13 protein-coding genes are annotated in these 15,591 nt (G+C 46.9%); 5 read left to right on the top strand and 8 right to left on the bottom strand.

What is annotated here, in order from left to right:
• Positions 1-4 precede the first annotated feature (4 nt).
• The 3 genes from NIES2104_RS04735 to hpsE all read left to right on the top strand — a co-directional run bounded on the left by NIES2104_RS04735 (position 5) and on the right by hpsE (position 1,998).
• Positions 5-379: a hypothetical protein gene (locus NIES2104_RS04735; protein WP_058996231.1), complete on the top strand. Its 375-nt coding sequence runs from the start codon at positions 5-7 to the stop codon at positions 377-379.
• Between the two features lie 182 nt (positions 380-561).
• Positions 562-933, top strand: coding sequence for a hypothetical protein (locus NIES2104_RS04730; RefSeq protein ID WP_058996229.1), 372 nt, complete (start codon positions 562-564; stop codon positions 931-933).
• A gap of 102 nt (positions 934-1,035) precedes the next feature.
• A complete protein-coding gene (hpsE, locus tag NIES2104_RS04725; RefSeq protein WP_072218025.1) occupies positions 1,036-1,998 on the top strand; it encodes a hormogonium polysaccharide biosynthesis glycosyltransferase HpsE in 963 nt (320 codons plus the stop codon).
• Between the two features lie 258 nt (positions 1,999-2,256).
• On the opposite strand, the gene NIES2104_RS04720 is transcribed toward hpsE, so the two are convergent.
• Complete coding sequence (locus tag NIES2104_RS04720) at positions 2,257-2,787, bottom strand: Dps family protein (RefSeq protein ID WP_058996227.1); 531 nt, start codon at positions 2,785-2,787, stop codon at positions 2,257-2,259.
• 264 nt (positions 2,788-3,051) lie between these two features.
• On the opposite strand from NIES2104_RS04720, the gene NIES2104_RS31585 reads away from it, so the two are divergent.
• Both NIES2104_RS31585 and NIES2104_RS04710 read left to right on the top strand, forming a co-directional pair.
• Entirely contained in the window at positions 3,052-3,387 is a 336-nt protein-coding gene (locus NIES2104_RS31585) for an IS1 family transposase (RefSeq protein ID WP_156426866.1), read from the top strand.
• A 26-nt stretch (positions 3,388-3,413) separates the two neighbouring features.
• The gene (locus tag NIES2104_RS04710; RefSeq protein ID WP_058996224.1) at positions 3,414-3,656 is read left to right on the top strand and encodes an Asr1405/Asl0597 family protein; all 243 of its coding nucleotides are present in this window, start codon (positions 3,414-3,416) and stop codon (positions 3,654-3,656) included.
• On the opposite strand, the gene NIES2104_RS04705 is transcribed toward NIES2104_RS04710, so the two are convergent.
• The 7 genes from NIES2104_RS04705 to NIES2104_RS04675 form a co-directional block, all read right to left on the bottom strand.
• Positions 3,653-4,138 (bottom strand): chemotaxis protein CheW, encoded by a 486-nt coding sequence (locus NIES2104_RS04705; protein ID WP_058996222.1) that lies wholly within the window; start codon positions 4,136-4,138, stop codon positions 3,653-3,655. The genes NIES2104_RS04710 and NIES2104_RS04705 overlap by 4 nt on opposite strands.
• Positions 4,135-7,125, bottom strand: a complete 2,991-nt coding sequence (locus NIES2104_RS04700; RefSeq protein ID WP_058996220.1) for a hybrid sensor histidine kinase/response regulator — start codon at positions 7,123-7,125, stop codon at positions 4,135-4,137. Before NIES2104_RS04700 ends, NIES2104_RS04705 begins: the two co-directional genes overlap by 4 nt.
• Positions 7,126-7,207: 82 nt before the next feature.
• Positions 7,208-11,434, bottom strand: coding sequence for a GAF domain-containing protein (locus NIES2104_RS04695; RefSeq protein ID WP_225895207.1), 4,227 nt, complete (start codon positions 11,432-11,434; stop codon positions 7,208-7,210).
• Positions 11,435-11,461: 27 nt separating this feature from the next.
• Positions 11,462-12,019: a chemotaxis protein CheW gene (locus tag NIES2104_RS04690; RefSeq protein WP_058996216.1), complete on the bottom strand. Its 558-nt coding sequence runs from the start codon at positions 12,017-12,019 to the stop codon at positions 11,462-11,464.
• A gap of 2 nt (positions 12,020-12,021) precedes the next feature.
• Entirely contained in the window at positions 12,022-12,387 is a 366-nt protein-coding gene (locus NIES2104_RS04685) for a response regulator transcription factor (protein WP_058996214.1), read from the bottom strand.
• Between the two features lie 38 nt (positions 12,388-12,425).
• A complete protein-coding gene (locus NIES2104_RS04680; protein ID WP_058996212.1) occupies positions 12,426-13,637 on the bottom strand; it encodes a response regulator in 1,212 nt (403 codons plus the stop codon).
• A gap of 379 nt (positions 13,638-14,016) precedes the next feature.
• Positions 14,017-15,582 (bottom strand): DHA2 family efflux MFS transporter permease subunit, encoded by a 1,566-nt coding sequence (locus tag NIES2104_RS04675; RefSeq protein ID WP_082690103.1) that lies wholly within the window; start codon positions 15,580-15,582, stop codon positions 14,017-14,019.
• Between the last annotated feature and the right edge of the window lie 9 nt (positions 15,583-15,591).

Genomic DNA, 15,591 nt, shown 5'->3' with positions numbered 1-15,591 from the left:
CATCGTGCAATACTTTTTTCCTCAACCTCCTTACTTACTGCTGATTGCTGGACTGTTGGCGAGTATTGCCTCCGGACTCGCATTTGAAGCAGTCTTAAAACAATCCGTAAAAGAGTGGAACGAAAATAAATCGACTCGCAGCCTCGCGAATATGCGCGGACCCTCGCTCTTTACGCCGTTCCTGGGAATGGCAGGCGGCGCATTTTTCTTCCTCGGTGCAGGAGTCGAAATCTTTGGCATTCCCACCGCATTCGCTTATGGCGTTTCTTTGCCTTTAACGATCGGAACAGCATGGCTTGTCTGGTGGCAGTTAGGTAAAATCCTGACTCAAATCGAACAAGGTGGCTCAGCCGCCCTCGATCTTGATTCTTGGGGTTAACATTCAGAAACTTTCTGTAGCCCTGATGATTCACTAAAGTCATCAGGGTTTTATTTTCACTACATTTATAAAGTTTTATTGCGCTGCTTATTTCTTCATTGCTGTAAATCTATCCCAGGATATACTCAGACAAACTTTGTTGTAACGACACATTGCTGAACCTTTGGGAGAAGAAACAATCCGTGGAAGACTATAGCAGTTTAGACCTCGAACAAGAATTGAATCGCCTCACCTGTGCTTTCGCAACCCGAAACGCTGAAATCGGCAAAGCCGTCATCGCTAACTTGAGAAGCCGCCTCACGCTTCGAGAAGTCGCAGGGATGGTGATTGTCAGCTTAGAGCGCTTAATTTGGACAGATCAACTCGCCTTTTGTTGGGCGATCGAGCAAGTGATTCCTGGCTACGTGATGCGAGAAATCCGCCGAATCACCTCTGTCACTATTTACCGCCGTCTGATCAATCGAGGCTACCAACCCGGACATGATTTCAGCATGGATGGTAAAGGACAAGTTCTCCTCAACGAGCAAGCCAAAACCTCGATTTTCGCGGGATAGTCCCCTAAACCGGACTCGATCAAATTACGGTCGAGTCCGATCCACCTTCTTGGGCACCTTATAGAGAGAAATTCCCCTGCTTCTTCTAGCACAAATCCCTCTATGCTGCCGATTGATTTCACTGTCGCAATTCGAGTATTCAACGCCGCAGACCGTCTTCCATCGCTGCTCAACCAATTGCGATCGCAGCAACACACCGCTTCAATTTGTTGGGAAGTGCTGATCGTCGATAACAATAGCACCGACAACACCGCAGAAATTATCCAAAAGTATCAAGCGCAATGGCTCCCATGCTCTGAACTCCGCTGCGTATTAGAGCCACAACAAGGAGCCGTGATTGCTCGTAAACGTGCGATTCAAGAAGCTAAAGGAACGTTCATCGGCTTTCTCGATGACGACAATCTTCCTGCTCTAGATTGGATCGAGAAAGCCTACAAATTTGCACAAAATCACCCTAGAGCGGGCGCATTTGGGAGCCGCATTTTCCCAGATTACGAAGTCGAACCGCCGCAGAACTTCGATCGCATTGCTCACTACATGCCAACAATGCTGCGTAAAGAATCTTTCCAGTACGACACTCACCTTCGAGGAATGCCTGTAGGTGCGGGACTTGTGATTCGCAGACAAGTTTGGCTTGACCACGTGATCGGGACGCAGATCATTCAAGGTCCAGTGGGTCGTGGATTTGTGCTCAAAGGTGAAGAGATCGAAGCTTTGTGGAAAATCAAAGCCGCAAATTGGGAGATTTGGTACAACTCGGAAATGTCGATCGTGCATAAAATTCCCAAGTGGCGGTTAGAAGCAGCCTATTTGCTGAAGTTCTTTAAAGTCATCGGACTGAGCCAGCATCGCTTTAGAATGCTCCGTTATCAACCTTGGCAACGTCCTTTCATGTTTCCTTTGCTGTTTCTCAATGATCTGAAAAAAATTGCATCTCACCAATTTAAGCATCGTCAATCCAGCGATCTGATTACTGCTTGCGAACTGCAATTTTTTATCGGCAGATTGCTGAGTCCGTTTTATATCTGGAGACAATTGTTCGCATCAGGAAACCAATCAAATTAATTTAAGTTTCAGCGGGATTCTTTGACGAACTCGGCAGGCGATTCCCAGGCAAGATCAAATTAAAGCGACATTTTATCTAAGTAAAGCTTGACGTTTTTTCTCAATTAGCCTATCTTCTCTATTGAGAAGAAGTTTCAACAGTAACCTTCTCAATCATTAAAAAACCTCTTCCCTTTGTTTCAGAGAAGAGGAAATTTGTTTTGAAAAACTTGATGTCTTTCTAAGGAGAAGCTCACGTCATAGAAATCTAGAATTCACTTAAATCTTGAGGCTATCAGGCGCGAGGAAGTGACCAATGTGGAACGCCCGATCTTCGGTTGCCAGCAGAATTTTTTCGAGCAAATATCGGGTCGCTCGATCGCCTAAACTTTCTGCTTGCGATGCTTGCTGGCGCAGCAATTTGATCACGGCTTGTTCGCCTACTAAGTCATGTTCCAACATCGATCGACAACTGTAAGCCCCATCCGGTTCCGGAGCAAAACAGCACAACTCAGCCAGCTTAGAAAAGCTTGCAACCGGAACGCCACCTAATCCTTCTAATCGCTCACCGATTTCATGAACATGTTCCTGCACCGCTGTGTAACTCTCCTGGAAAAATTCATGCAAAGAGTAAAATTCCGCCCCTTCAACCACAAAATGATGCTTTTGATACTGCAAATATAGTGCTTGAAAACTAGCCAGCAGCGCATTTAATCCTTCACAAACTGGTTCAGTAACGTTGTGTTCTAGAGCAATCGGATTGTCCACAATCTGACCAAAAGGACGCATCAGAACATTAGTGTTAGCCATTCTCTTCTCCTGATCACTGAAAGTACTTGGTGTAACACTTGAAACGGGAAAACTCTTCAACTACGAGAGCGATCCTGCTCAATTCATTCGCTTCTTACTCACTCACGATTGACTCATATTTTCCACTAGAAATCAAGATTTGACCGAGTTTTTTTAATCTCTTTATTCACACTAACTGAGAATTTATTTTGTTTTATTTGTGTTAGTAAATGCCATCTTTATTTATGATTTAGCTCCTAAGAAATCGGACTGCACAACTCTGTAATGAAATGCCCTAATTGTGGTTCTACTCATATTAATAAAAATGGTCATAGCCGAGGTAAGCAAAATTACCGCTGTAAAGCTTGTGGTCGCCAGTTCGTCGAATCGCGCTCCAATCGCGGTTATTCAGAAGATGCGAAACAAATATGCTTAAAGATGTATCGTGATGGGATCGGATTTAGAGCGATCGAACGTGCAACCGGAATCAGTCACAACACCATTATCAATTGGGTAAAGCAATCTGAATCTGAATCAAATGATGCTGCCGAAATTGAAGATCATCCTGACGAATCTGTGCAACCTTCAGCAACTACAAACGACTCGAATCAAACTTATTGAAAAACTTTCTTCATTGGAACATCGGCATGAATTTCGATCCCACATCCGCCCCGATTCAACTCACCATTCACACCGGACATCGCTGGCAAATTTATCGTCGTCTCTGTGAACTGGGAATTTCTTGTACTTGTGCCGCCTATCAACCGCTGACCGTTCAGATTAACAGCCCGATCGCGTTTATCCAATTCTGGAGCGTGATGCGGCAAGCCACGATTCCACGTCAAATCCTTGCTGAAACTCTAGAACGCTGCTGGAAATACCACTCCTAGACCTTTCCTAACATCGCTAAAACTCGCTTCAGTTCCAGTAAGAAAATGGCTAGGGTTGCTTTTCCTTGTGGCAACACCACGACTTGACTAGCAATGCTGAGCGGATGACCTTGACGATATGGAGCAGGTAGCTGTCGAATTGTTGCCACCTCCACTTCGATCAAATCCGGTGGTGCATCGACTCGAATCGCACAAAGTTCTGTACCGACTTTTGCAGCGACTAGAAATTCGCTTTCGGGTGTGTTCTGTCCTGGATTGAGACTGAGTTGCGATCGCAGATTCAAGACTGAAATCATCTGCTGCCCTAGAGGAAGCAATTCAAGCACATCTGAAGTTGGTACTCTGAATTCATCTGGACAGTTCACGACGCGCAGAATTTGATCAATGGGTAAGCCCAATCGATAGCCTGCGATCGTAAACACAATCAATCGAACGATGTCTTTCTGAGTTGAAGTCTGAGATCGATTTATGACTGAATTCATCGTGCCACCTTTCCTTCAATCAACTGATTCACAAACTCAACTAACTCAGTTTGGTCAAATGGCTTTGTGAGATATGCCGCTGCTCCTAATTGTTTTGCTAACTGCTGATGCTTTTCATTGCTACGAGAAGTCAACATAATGACGGGAACTTGAGCGAGTTGGGCTTCTTGCTCATACCGCGTCAGAAATTCAAATCCATTCAAGCGTGGCATTTCAACATCGCAAGTAATCAACTCAATCTCAGGATGTTGCTGCAACTGTTCGATCGCATCTAATCCATCTTTTGCTTGAATTACTTGATAGCCAGCACTGTCTAACGCCGCTGACACCACTTGCCGGACTGTCATTGAATCATCAATCACGAGAATCGTTCGAGTCGATCGAGCAACTGACTGTGGAGCAACAGGCGCAACGCGGGACCTGGTACGATTCTGTTCGATCAGCGCCACGAGATCAATCGCCAACAGCGATCGACCATTTCCCAAGACGCTACAGCCATACACATAGCTTGGAGGCGCGATCGCGCTTCCCACGGGTCGCAATACTAACTCCTGTTCATTCAAAACGCGATCGACTTCAATTCCAATCCAGCCTTTCTGATGTTTGAGAATCAGAATCGATGAAGTCAAAGTCGGAACAGTTTCAAACTCCTCAGTAGCGTTTCCTGTCGATTGCATTCCCGCTAACCAATTTGTATGGGTGATTGCCTGAGGGAGCGAATGAATAGAAACGGTGTGCTCTTCGCCTTCAAAGTGCCAGCGTAACATCCGTTGATTACCCAACTGTTCAATTTCTGTCGCATTCGGTGACACAATTCGAGTCACTTCCTCGGAAATCACACCATAGATTGCTTGACCTGCTTGACACAGTAGCAATCGCGCACTAATCAAGGTCAGCGGTAATTGCATCGAGAACGTTGTTCCTTGATTTGGAACAGAGGTGACAGCTACATTACCTTGAATCGCTCTCATTTGCGATCGCACTACATCCAGCCCAATCCCTCGACCGGATAGATCGGTTACACCCTGAGCAGTCGAGAATCCCGGCTCAAACAACAAACTGAACAATTCAGCTTCATTAAAATGCTCGACTTGATTCGATGCTAATCGCTGTTGTTCAAATCCCTGTTGGCAGATTGCTTGTAAATCTAAACCTCGCCCATCGTCGCTCACTTCAACAAATGTCCGATTTCCTTGTTGATAAGCACGAATTTCGATTTCACCGATCGGCTTTCCTTGTCTTTGTCGATCGACATCCGATTCAATCCCATGGTCAAACGCATTGCGAACTAAATGCAGCAATGGTTGATAAAGCTTCTCAGCCAATGCTTTATCAACCATCACTTGAGTTCCAACTAGCTTTAGGTTGACTGTCTTACCATGCGTTTCGCTGAGTTGTTGAATGACCGCTGGAAGTCGATTCAGAATTGCTCCAATCGGCATCATCCGAACCGTCATCAAGTCATCCCGCAGATTCGTCAAAAGTCTTCCCTGCTTTCCTCGTGCCAATCGGGACTCTCGCGCCAAGAAGTCGATCGCTTCTGCTGATGTCTCCAGTTGTTCAGCTCCCGTTAACGCGGTTTGCAATAACAGGTGAAGTTCATTGTATCGATCGAGTTCGAGTGAATCAAACCGCTGCTTGATCTTGCTTGCCGCTGTCAAAGACTGAGTTTGATTTGCCAAGCGTTCTGGAGCAAAAAAAGCCCAATCTCGCAGTTGTGTCAAAACTTGCTGATGATGATTCAATCGATCGAGCAATTCCCTCAACATGACTTGAAGCCGTTCGTCTTGCAGTAATTGCTGGTTTTGGTGAATTAGCAATTCGCTGGTAGTAAAGTTCAGCGATTCTAAATGTGCTAGATTAACCCGAACTGTATCTTGAACGGTCAGCTTTTGAGAAGCGACGTGCGCCGATTCGATCTGAGGGGTTGGACTCGATGAATCAGCCTGAGAAACTGACCCATTCCATCGCTCAAATTCTAAGTCTGTACCCTTCGATAATCCTTCTCCAAGTGCCTCAAACTGAGTCGCTAACGCTTCAAGTTCAGAATCAACGATAAATGGATCATTGACCTCCAGAACAGGTTGAGCGGGGGTAATTGCTGGAAGTTTGGCAGGAGATGCGATCGCTGAACGCTGAAAGAATCCCTTTAATCGCGCCCAAGTACTCTGCTTTCCTGAAGACTCCACTCGATGCGATTTTTGCAATCCTGCGAGTTGTTTGAGCACTGCTGAAACTTCACCCCCCAAATCACGATCCCCTTCCAGCACTGCAATTTGTCCTTGACGAAAATCTGCAAGTGCAGCTTGAGCAATTTCAACCGCTCGATCTGGATTGCGTTTGAGAGCAGTCATCGCTGTTTGAGCGATCGCACCAAATCCACTCAAGTTCAGCGACTCTGCCAATCCTAAGAATACTTCTGCTTGAGTTTCTAGCGTTTGAGCGATCGTAGTCGAATTTCCTTCTGAAATCAGGATCGCTAACTGTTCTAACCGCTCCCGCACTCCCGTCTCAAACAGCGATTGAACGATATCAAACCCTAATTCCGCTGAGGTTGGCAGTGCAGCATTTGTATCAAAATGTTTACCGAGCTTGTTCCGAATCTTAGAAAAGATCGCTTCAGATCGATTCAACAATTCTGCATCCTGACATGCGACTCCTGCGATCGCAGTTGTCAACGGTAATCTTAAACAGTCGTATCCTTCATACAGCAACGCCTCTAGCTCTGAATCAACTTCGACTTCAGGCTTATAGAGCGCCTTAAACACATCCTCAAACGAATGTGCGATCGATTTCATGCTTTCAAAGCCCACACTGGCGGCGGCTCCTTTGAGTGTATGAGCAGCACGCATTAATTCATGGACTTTCGCAGCGGAACGATCTTGACGAAGCAAGAACAGATTTTGCTCGATCGATTGCAGTAAATCTTGGGCTTCCGTCAGAAAGTATGAGTAAGTTTGTTCACGGAGTTGAGGGTCAGAAACCATAGGGAACTCAGAGGGCTAGATTTGGGCAGAAGATGCGATCAAAGTTAAGTTCCAGAAATTCCAGAACTTAACCTTAAATTCCCTAACTCACTTTGAACTGTCCAACACTGGTTTGCAGGTGTTGTGCGGTGGTCAGCAATTCTTGGAACGAAGCAGAAATTTGACCTGACTGAGCTGAGTTTTTATTCGCTAAGGTTGCTACATCGGTCATGGCTTGCGTCACCAGTTTGGATTGCTGAGTCTGCGCTAAGGTTGCCTGAGTAATCCCATGAACTAACTGACTAATTTGTGAAGTCGCAGTCATGATCTCAGTCAACTGCTGGCGAGTGTCATTGACCAATCCAGTCCCGCTCACGACTTGCTGAATTCCAGTATCCATTGCGGTCGCGACTGCACTCGTTTCCGATTGAATTTCTTGTGCCAGCTTTTCAATCTCACGAGTCGCCTCAGCGGATTGTCTTGCAAGCGATCGTACTTCATCTGCAACCACTGTAAATCCGCGTCCATACTCTCCAGCACGCGTCGCCTCGATCGAAGCATTCAGCGCCAACAATTGAGTCTGAGTGGTGAAACTGCTAATCAAACTCACGACTTTCGAGATCTTCTGAGACGATTCACTCAGTCGCTTAATTTTCTTACTGGTTTCCGCCACCGTTTCTCGGATCGCTAGAATTCCATCTACAGTCCGGTTCATCGCGGCATCACCTGATCGAACCGTGTGGTTTGCTTGTTGTAGTGCAGTTTCGACCTGACGAGCATTTGCTGCTACTGCTTGAGTCGAACTAATCATTGCTTGAAGCTGATCTAAAGCACGAGTCACTTCCTGTAGTTGCTGTTCAGCTTGCTGAGTCAGCTTCATGATCGCACCACTACTGCTTCGAGAAGTACTTGTCACTTTCGTTGCGGAAGTTTGTACCTGAGTCACAATCTTTCGCAAGCTCTGAATTGTGTTGTTGTAAGCATCAGCGATCGTGCCGACTTCATTTTCAACGACTGGAACTCGAACCGTTAAATCTCCTGAGAATACAGGCTTGATCGCTCCTAGTAATTGAATCACCTGCATTTGCAATTGTTCTTTTGCAGTCTTTTCACGTTGAGCAGCTTGCATCAATTGTTCAGACTGCGTTTTGAGTTTTTCTAGCGAGTCTACTTGTTCGAGCGCGACTCCAAGCTGTCCCGCAATCTGATTGAGCAAGACAACATCCGCTTCTTCCCAATGGCGAGTCTCGCCGTTCTGATAAACTGCGAGAATTCCCCAAAGTTCTTGACTTTTGAAGACAGGAACAAGGACATAAGCTCTCGCCTCAAACTTCTCTAAAAGCTCAATGTGGCAAGGATCGTGACTTGCATTGTAGATATCACTAATCGCTAAGCTTTCCCGGTTGCGGTAGCGTCCCCCTTGAGTCTCACGCAGGTAGGTATCTTTTACGTTGGTTCCGACTTCAGTTCCGACCAGCTTGCCCCAGCCACTCGCAACCGATTCGTAAATGAAATCACCGCTCCAGTCTGGATTGAAGCGGTAGATTGCCGCGCGATCGACTTTTATGAGTTGGCGAATATCTTGAGTTGTCACTTGGAAGATTGAACTGATATCTGAAGATTGGCGCATAATGTCGATCGAGTGCCGAATACGATCGCTGACTTTTGTTAAAATCTTTTCCCGCTCTGCTTGCCGCTGAATCTGCGACAGATATTCCGATTGCTGAATTGCGACTCCTAACTGGGCACCGAGTTGAGTCAGCACATTTACTTCAGATTCTTCCCAGTGACGCGAACCACTGTTCTGATAAGCTCCCATCAAGCCCCAAAGCTTCTGTCCTGAAAAGATTGGCACAATCAAATATGCCTTGACTTGAAACTGTTCTAGCATCTCAATGTGGCACGGTAAATGACCCACGTTGTAGATATCATCGACCACGAAACTTTCGTTGTTCCGATATCGTCCGCCTTGAGTTTCTTGCAGATGGGTATCATCCCAAGCCGTGTGAACAGCAGCCTCCACTAACCGCGACCAACCCGGTGCAACTGATTCTGAAACGAATGAGCCACCCCAATCCTCATTGAAGCGATAGATAGCAATGCGATCGACCTGCAAACATTGTCGAATCTGCTGCGTAGTTTGTCCGAAAATCGTTTCAATGTCATCAAACTGGCGAATTCGCTCCAGTACCGACTTATTCACCTGATCGATCACGCGAATAAAGTTGCGTTCTCGTGCTGCCGATTTTGCCAATTGTTCGGTCTGAGTTTCAACCTGCTTCAGATACTCCGCCTGCTGAATAGCGACCCCAAGCTGAGTTCCGATTTGAATCATCAAAGTAATTTCAGACTCTTCCCAGTGCCGCACCCCAGAATTTTGATAGGCTGCCAACAATCCCCACAGCTTCTCACCCTGCATAATGGGAACGATGATGTAGGCTCTAGCTTGGTAATGTTCTAGGACATTGAGGTAGCAGGGTGAAAATCCCGCCTTGTAGATGTCTGCAACGGCTCTAAAGTTCGCCCCTTTCGTGTAGGCTCCGCCCTGAGTTTGCTGGAGGTAAGTATCGATCGATTTCGCTTTCCCGATCGTTTTGATGTCGCAATCGCTAGCATTCTCCTTGAATGAAGCATTCTGAAGTTGTTCTTCCATCAGCGAAATCCAGCCTGGTGTAACGGATTCTGAGACGAATTCACCACTCCAATCTGGGTTAAATCGATAGACCCCCACGCGATCAGTGCTTAAGAACTGCCGCACCTCTTGAGTTGCCGTCTTGAAGATAGTATTGAGGTCGAGTGATGTGCGTATCTTATCAACCACTCGCGCTGCTGCCCGTTCTCGTTCCGCGACTTTTGAGAGTTGCTCGGTTTGCGATCGCACTTGCTGCAAGTTTTCAGCCTGCTGAATCGCGACTCCTAGCTGTGTTCCAAGCCGTGTCATGAGTGCAACCTCGGCATCCTGCCAACAACGGGGACCCGAATTCTGGTACGCCGCCAGCAATCCCCAAAGTTTCTGGTTTCGCAGAATCGGAACAATCACATAAGCTCTCGCTTGATAACGCTCCAGCATTTCGACGTAACACGGCGAGAAGCCAGCTTCGTAGATATCGCTCACTGTACGGAAAGCTGTTCCTTGCGCGAGTTTGCCACCTTGGGTCTGCTGAAGATAGGTATCAGTTAACCGCGTTGATCCATTCCCGAAGGTTTTCGCACTACATTCAATAACGTTTTGCTTCAAGACGGGATTGTCGAGTTGCTCTTGAAGTAGCGAACTCCAACCAGGCGCGATCGCTTCCGCCACAAATTCCCCGCTCCAATCTTCTTCAAAGCGATAAATACTAACTCGATCGGCTCTCAATAACTGTCGGATTTCTTGAGTTGTGGTGCGGAAAACAGTCTCAATATCGAGCGATCGACGAATGCGATCGATCACTTTGAAAATCGCCCGTTCTGCTTCATCTTGCTGAGCCAACTTGGTCGAGAACTCCGACTGCTGTAGATTGATCGTTAGTTCTAAACACAGTTGATGCAGGAGATTAATTTCAACTTCTTGCCAGAGTCGGGTACGAGAGCATTGGTGCACGACGAGTAAGCCCCATGCTTGACCAGAGACGCGAATTGGTAGGCTCAGACTGGCTTTTACTTGAAGTTGTTCGAGAAGCTGATGTTGGTATGGCATCAAATCGACGCGATTCACATCTTCGATCACGACAACTTGTTGCTTCACATAGTCTTCGGGTTGATCGAAACAAAAGCAAGTGACAGCAGGTGATTCACCTAAAGCGGGAGTCCATCCCCGTTGGAGCGATTCAGCCACGATCGAGCCAGTGTCTTGTGATCCGAATCGGTAAATAATTGCTCGATCGACTTGCAATGTTTCGCGAGCAATCTTGACGAACACTTTTAGCAACGTATCGAGATCGGGCATTTGGCGCATTTGAGCCGCGATCGCGCTGAGTTGTTTGCGTTGATAGCGGAGTTCCCTCGATGCGCCTTGCTGATTCGATTTCTTTGGCTGATTTGCAGCAAACTCAGCCACTTGACGAAAGAGGTTTTGAACGTTTGGCTTGTCTAAAAGTCCGGCACGTTTGAGTTCTGATTTTAATCCAGTGAGAGCCGTTACGACTTGCTGGATTTCTCGCCCAGTGTCCTCTAATTCCGGTCGGCTAGAACCGTTCTCTGTCGGTTCTTGAAAGTCGATCGTAGAATCCATTCCGTTTGGTTCGACAGGGGTCTCTGAGAGAAAAGCAGTAAATTCTTCAAGGGTGGGTTCTGCGGAAAACATAGAGGACATATCAAGAGTGGGTTCAGTACGACGCGATGCGGACATGAGCAGTCTCCAGGAGGCTAGGAAAAATTAAAGGGAATTCAAATGATGAACGTGTAAAGCTGGGTCTTGCAGAATCGCGGCACCACTTAAGACAACGCTGCGATCGTGCGTAAAATATCCTTTGATAAATGGAGAAATGGATTGAGGAAACAAATCAGGAGAGGGGATCACCAAGTTATCTAGGTTGTACTCCTCAATTTCGTCAATTTCTCGAACGATAAGACCAAGGGATTTTCGACCGGATTGAATCACGATCGCGCTGAGGGTGGTAACTCGGTCAGCTTGTTGAGCGATCGCTTTAAAGCCTAACTGTTGAGATAAATCCACCAGCCAAAGTGCTTCACCTCGCCAGTTCGACATGCCTAAAATACAGGCGCTCATCTGTGGAACAGGCAAAATGTCCAAGATGTGAAGCGTCTGTACTGCTGCAATTTCTTCGACTGGAAGCAGCATCGATTGAGTTGAATCAATCTGGAACCGGAGAAATTTTTGCAGTGGCTCGATCGCAGCAGGTGGATTTAGCAATGATTCCAAACTGGTAATCGAAGCAGTTGACAGGGGCGATGTCGAGAATTCAGCAAACATCGTTAGATCACCATGAGTTGACGAATCGTACTCAGGAGGGCAGTCGGATCAACAGGCTTGGGAAGATAAGCGTTTGCACCTAATAGATTGCCCCACATCATGTCGACATCAGTGTCTTTGGTTGAGCAGATGACGACGGGAATTTGGTTTGTTTTAGGATCAGCTTTCAGTTCGCGGCAGAGTTCAAACCCGCTTTGACCGGGCAAAATCACGTCCAGCACGATTAAGTCAGGGATTTGAACCATCAGTTTCGTTTGCGCTTCTTCGCCACTTTGGGCACTCACCACAGTTAAGCCTGCTTTTTGTAGATAGCTTGTGAGAAGCTGCATTTCGGTCATACTATCTTCGACGACCAGAACCGTTTTCATACATTCCTCCGAGTTTGAGATTGAGGGATTGTCACCGTTCAATCGTGAATGGGCAGTACTTTTCGTGCGACAGCTAATACACGATCGGCATCAACGGGTTTGGCTAGAAATCCCGAAGAGCCGACGAATTTCGCCCGAACCCGATCTATGATTCCGTCGTTACTCGTCAAAATAACAATCGGGGTGTTCTTGAAGACGGACACTCGACGAATTTGAGCACAAATTTCGTAGCCATTGGCGATCGGCATGACGAGATCGAGAAAGATCAATCCCGGTTTTTTCTCTAGCAGAGTAGGTAATGCCTGAATCGAATCTTGAATGCCTATGAACTGATAGCCTGCTTCGGTGACAATGCGCTCCATAATTTGGCATTCCCGCACGCTGTCATCAATGCAGGCTATCAGAGGCGCATTGTTTGAACCTGCGATCGGGGAAGAGGACACAATGCCGAAGCGAGTTGTGCCGGAGTTGGGAACGCTGGAGCGCGCTGATCCAGAGGTTGGCACCTCTTCTGAGCGCACTCCTAGAGGCGTGAGATCGGGAATTTTAGTCAGTGCAACGAGTCCCTTTCGATAGAGCGGCACGAGAACGCGGGTCAGTTGGAGTAAGTCTTGCTTCATCAGCATCGCGAGGTCGCGCAGCGTTCTCCGACCGTCTACGAGCGAGACGAGCATTTTATAAACTTTTTCTGGGGCGTGTTCTTGGAGTTGTTCGGGATGGCGAAGGACGGGTGCAAGGTTGGGAGAATGATCGGCAAGTCCCAGCGATCGCCAAGTATTCCACTGTTGTTGAACTTCGCTCAGAAGTTGCTCGGCATTGAGTAGTGCCAGCGATGCCTCTAACAGGTCGTCAGCATCGGATTTGAACGTGACGGGACGGGTTTCTTCTTGCTGGATAATGTCAAACAGCACATCGACAACCGTACTGCGAATGACCGCGACGGCTTGTTCTGGACTGATTTGTTGCCGTTTGACCAAGACTGCAAGTGCATGATAGTCATGACAAGGAGTATCGGTTGCTGGAAGTGCAATTGCGCCCGGATTCAATTGAGGACAGTGCTGAGTCAGATAACGATGCCAGCGGCGACGAGGATGCGGTCCACCTGTTGCCCAGATGAGCCGACCCATGTAGAGGTATAAGCTCCAGTGCTGTCCGCTGGTGAAGACATCTAACCGTCCGCTAAAGTGCATCCGGCTACGAATGCCCAGCAAACCGCTCGGAGAATCGGTTGAAGAATCATCAACTAACATGCCTATTTTTCCTAGATTTAGGCTTTTATGACTTGCCCAAGAATTTTCTAGGTCTATTTTTCCCAATGGTCAAAATAAAGCTCACTTTAAATTTGGGAAAAATAGAGTGAGATCGTTTGAAAAATCGGCAATGTAGATGTTGAAGCGATCGTAAGTTGTAGCGATCGTAAAAATGGGCTAGGGTGTGTTTCAAAATCTCTCGCTTCGTTCACTTCCGCCCCGGAATGAAATTCGGGGCTATCGGTGCGAAGTCCTTTGAAAAGGACTCAAGAGACTCAAATTGGCTGTTAGTCCCCTTCAGTGGACTCCGTTGCTCACTCGCCCCGGAATGGAATTCGGGGCGAGTGAGCAACGGAGTGAAAAGCCTTTAAAACACGCCCTAGTGGGCGGCAGACATGCCAGAAGCTTTTACTTTTTTGATGAATAGAACGGCAATTCCACTGATTAAAAGCGCGATCGCAATGAAATAGAAGCAATCGTTGAATGCTTGAATGTATGCTTGCTGTCGGACTCGATTCGCGATCAATAAAATCGCCTGGTTTTGTGCTGTGGCTAAATCTGAACCGCGACTAACAAAATACTGTGTCGCTTGATTGATCGCTTCTTGAGCAGCGGGATTGTAAGGTGAAACGGATTCACCGAGTCGATTTGAGTGGAATTGTTCGCGTTGAGTCAGGAGTGTTGCGACAGCAGCAATTCCGAATGAGCCTCCTAAGTTTCGCATCATATTGAAGAGTCCTGATGCGGAACCTGCTTGTGCAGAGGGCAATCCAGCGGTTGCAACGGTGGAGAGGGGAACCATGATCAGCGGCTGTCCCATTGCTCTTACAAGTTGTGACCAGCGTAATTGATCGATACCAGAATCAATCGTTAAGTGGGAATTCATAAAGCAGCTTGTCGAGAACAAAACGACTCCGATGGCAATTAGCAATCGAACATCAATTTTTTGCATTAATTTCGGCACAAAGGGAATCACAAGCAACTGGGGAAATCCAACCCACATCAAAACTTCCCCGATTTGCATCGCGGTATAGCCTTGAATTTGTCCTAAGTAGAGCGGCAAAATGTAAACCGAGCCGTAGAGTCCTAAGCCTAGACTGACATTGATAATGCTGGCTAAACCAAAATTGCGCTCTTTGAGCAGGCGTAAGTTAATAAATGGGCGTTTGCGGATGAGTTCGATCGTGAAAAAGATCGACAAGAAAATCACCGCTAAAACCGAGAGTCGTAAAATTAAATTTGAGCTAAACCAGTCTTTGCGACTCCCTTCTTCTAAAACGACTTGCAGCGATCCAAGCCCGATCGCCATTGCGACGATTCCGCCCCAGTCGCCTTGTTTGAGTAGGTTGAGCTGCATCGGTTTTGGATCGATCGCATACCAAACCGCAGCAATTAACAATAATCCTGGAATGAGATTGATATAGAAAACATAATGCCAACTGAAATTTTCAGTCAACCATCCGCCAAACGTTGGACCGATCGAAGGCGCAAACGTCGCAGTGATTCCAAACAATGCCATTCCAATCGGTTGTTTTGATGGGGGCAGTGTTGTGAGTAGCACTGTGAACGCCATCGGAATGAGAATTCCTCCGGTGAATCCTTGAAAGGCTCGCGCAACGATCATCGAAGGGAGATTCCACGCGAATGCACACGCGATCGAGAAACACACGAACAACGTCGCATTGACTAATAAATATCGCCGTACGGAAAATACTTGTGACAGCCATCCGGTTAATGGAATTACAATAATTTCTGCAACCAAATAAGAAGTCGAGATCCAAGAGCCTTCTTCTAACGTTGCGCCCAATGCAGCTTGGATATCTCGAAGAGATGAATTCGTGATTTGAATATCCAACACTGCCATGAATGCACCAAGAACGGTTCCGAAAACACCGATCCAGGTTTTGAGAGAAACGCGATCGCGATTTGTAGCGATAGTAGTCACAAGCACCTC

Source organism: Leptolyngbya sp. NIES-2104 (assembly GCF_001485215.1).
Lineage (GTDB): Bacteria > Cyanobacteriota > Cyanobacteriia > Leptolyngbyales > Leptolyngbyaceae > Leptolyngbya.
This window is presented reverse-complemented; position numbering and strand designations above follow the sequence as displayed.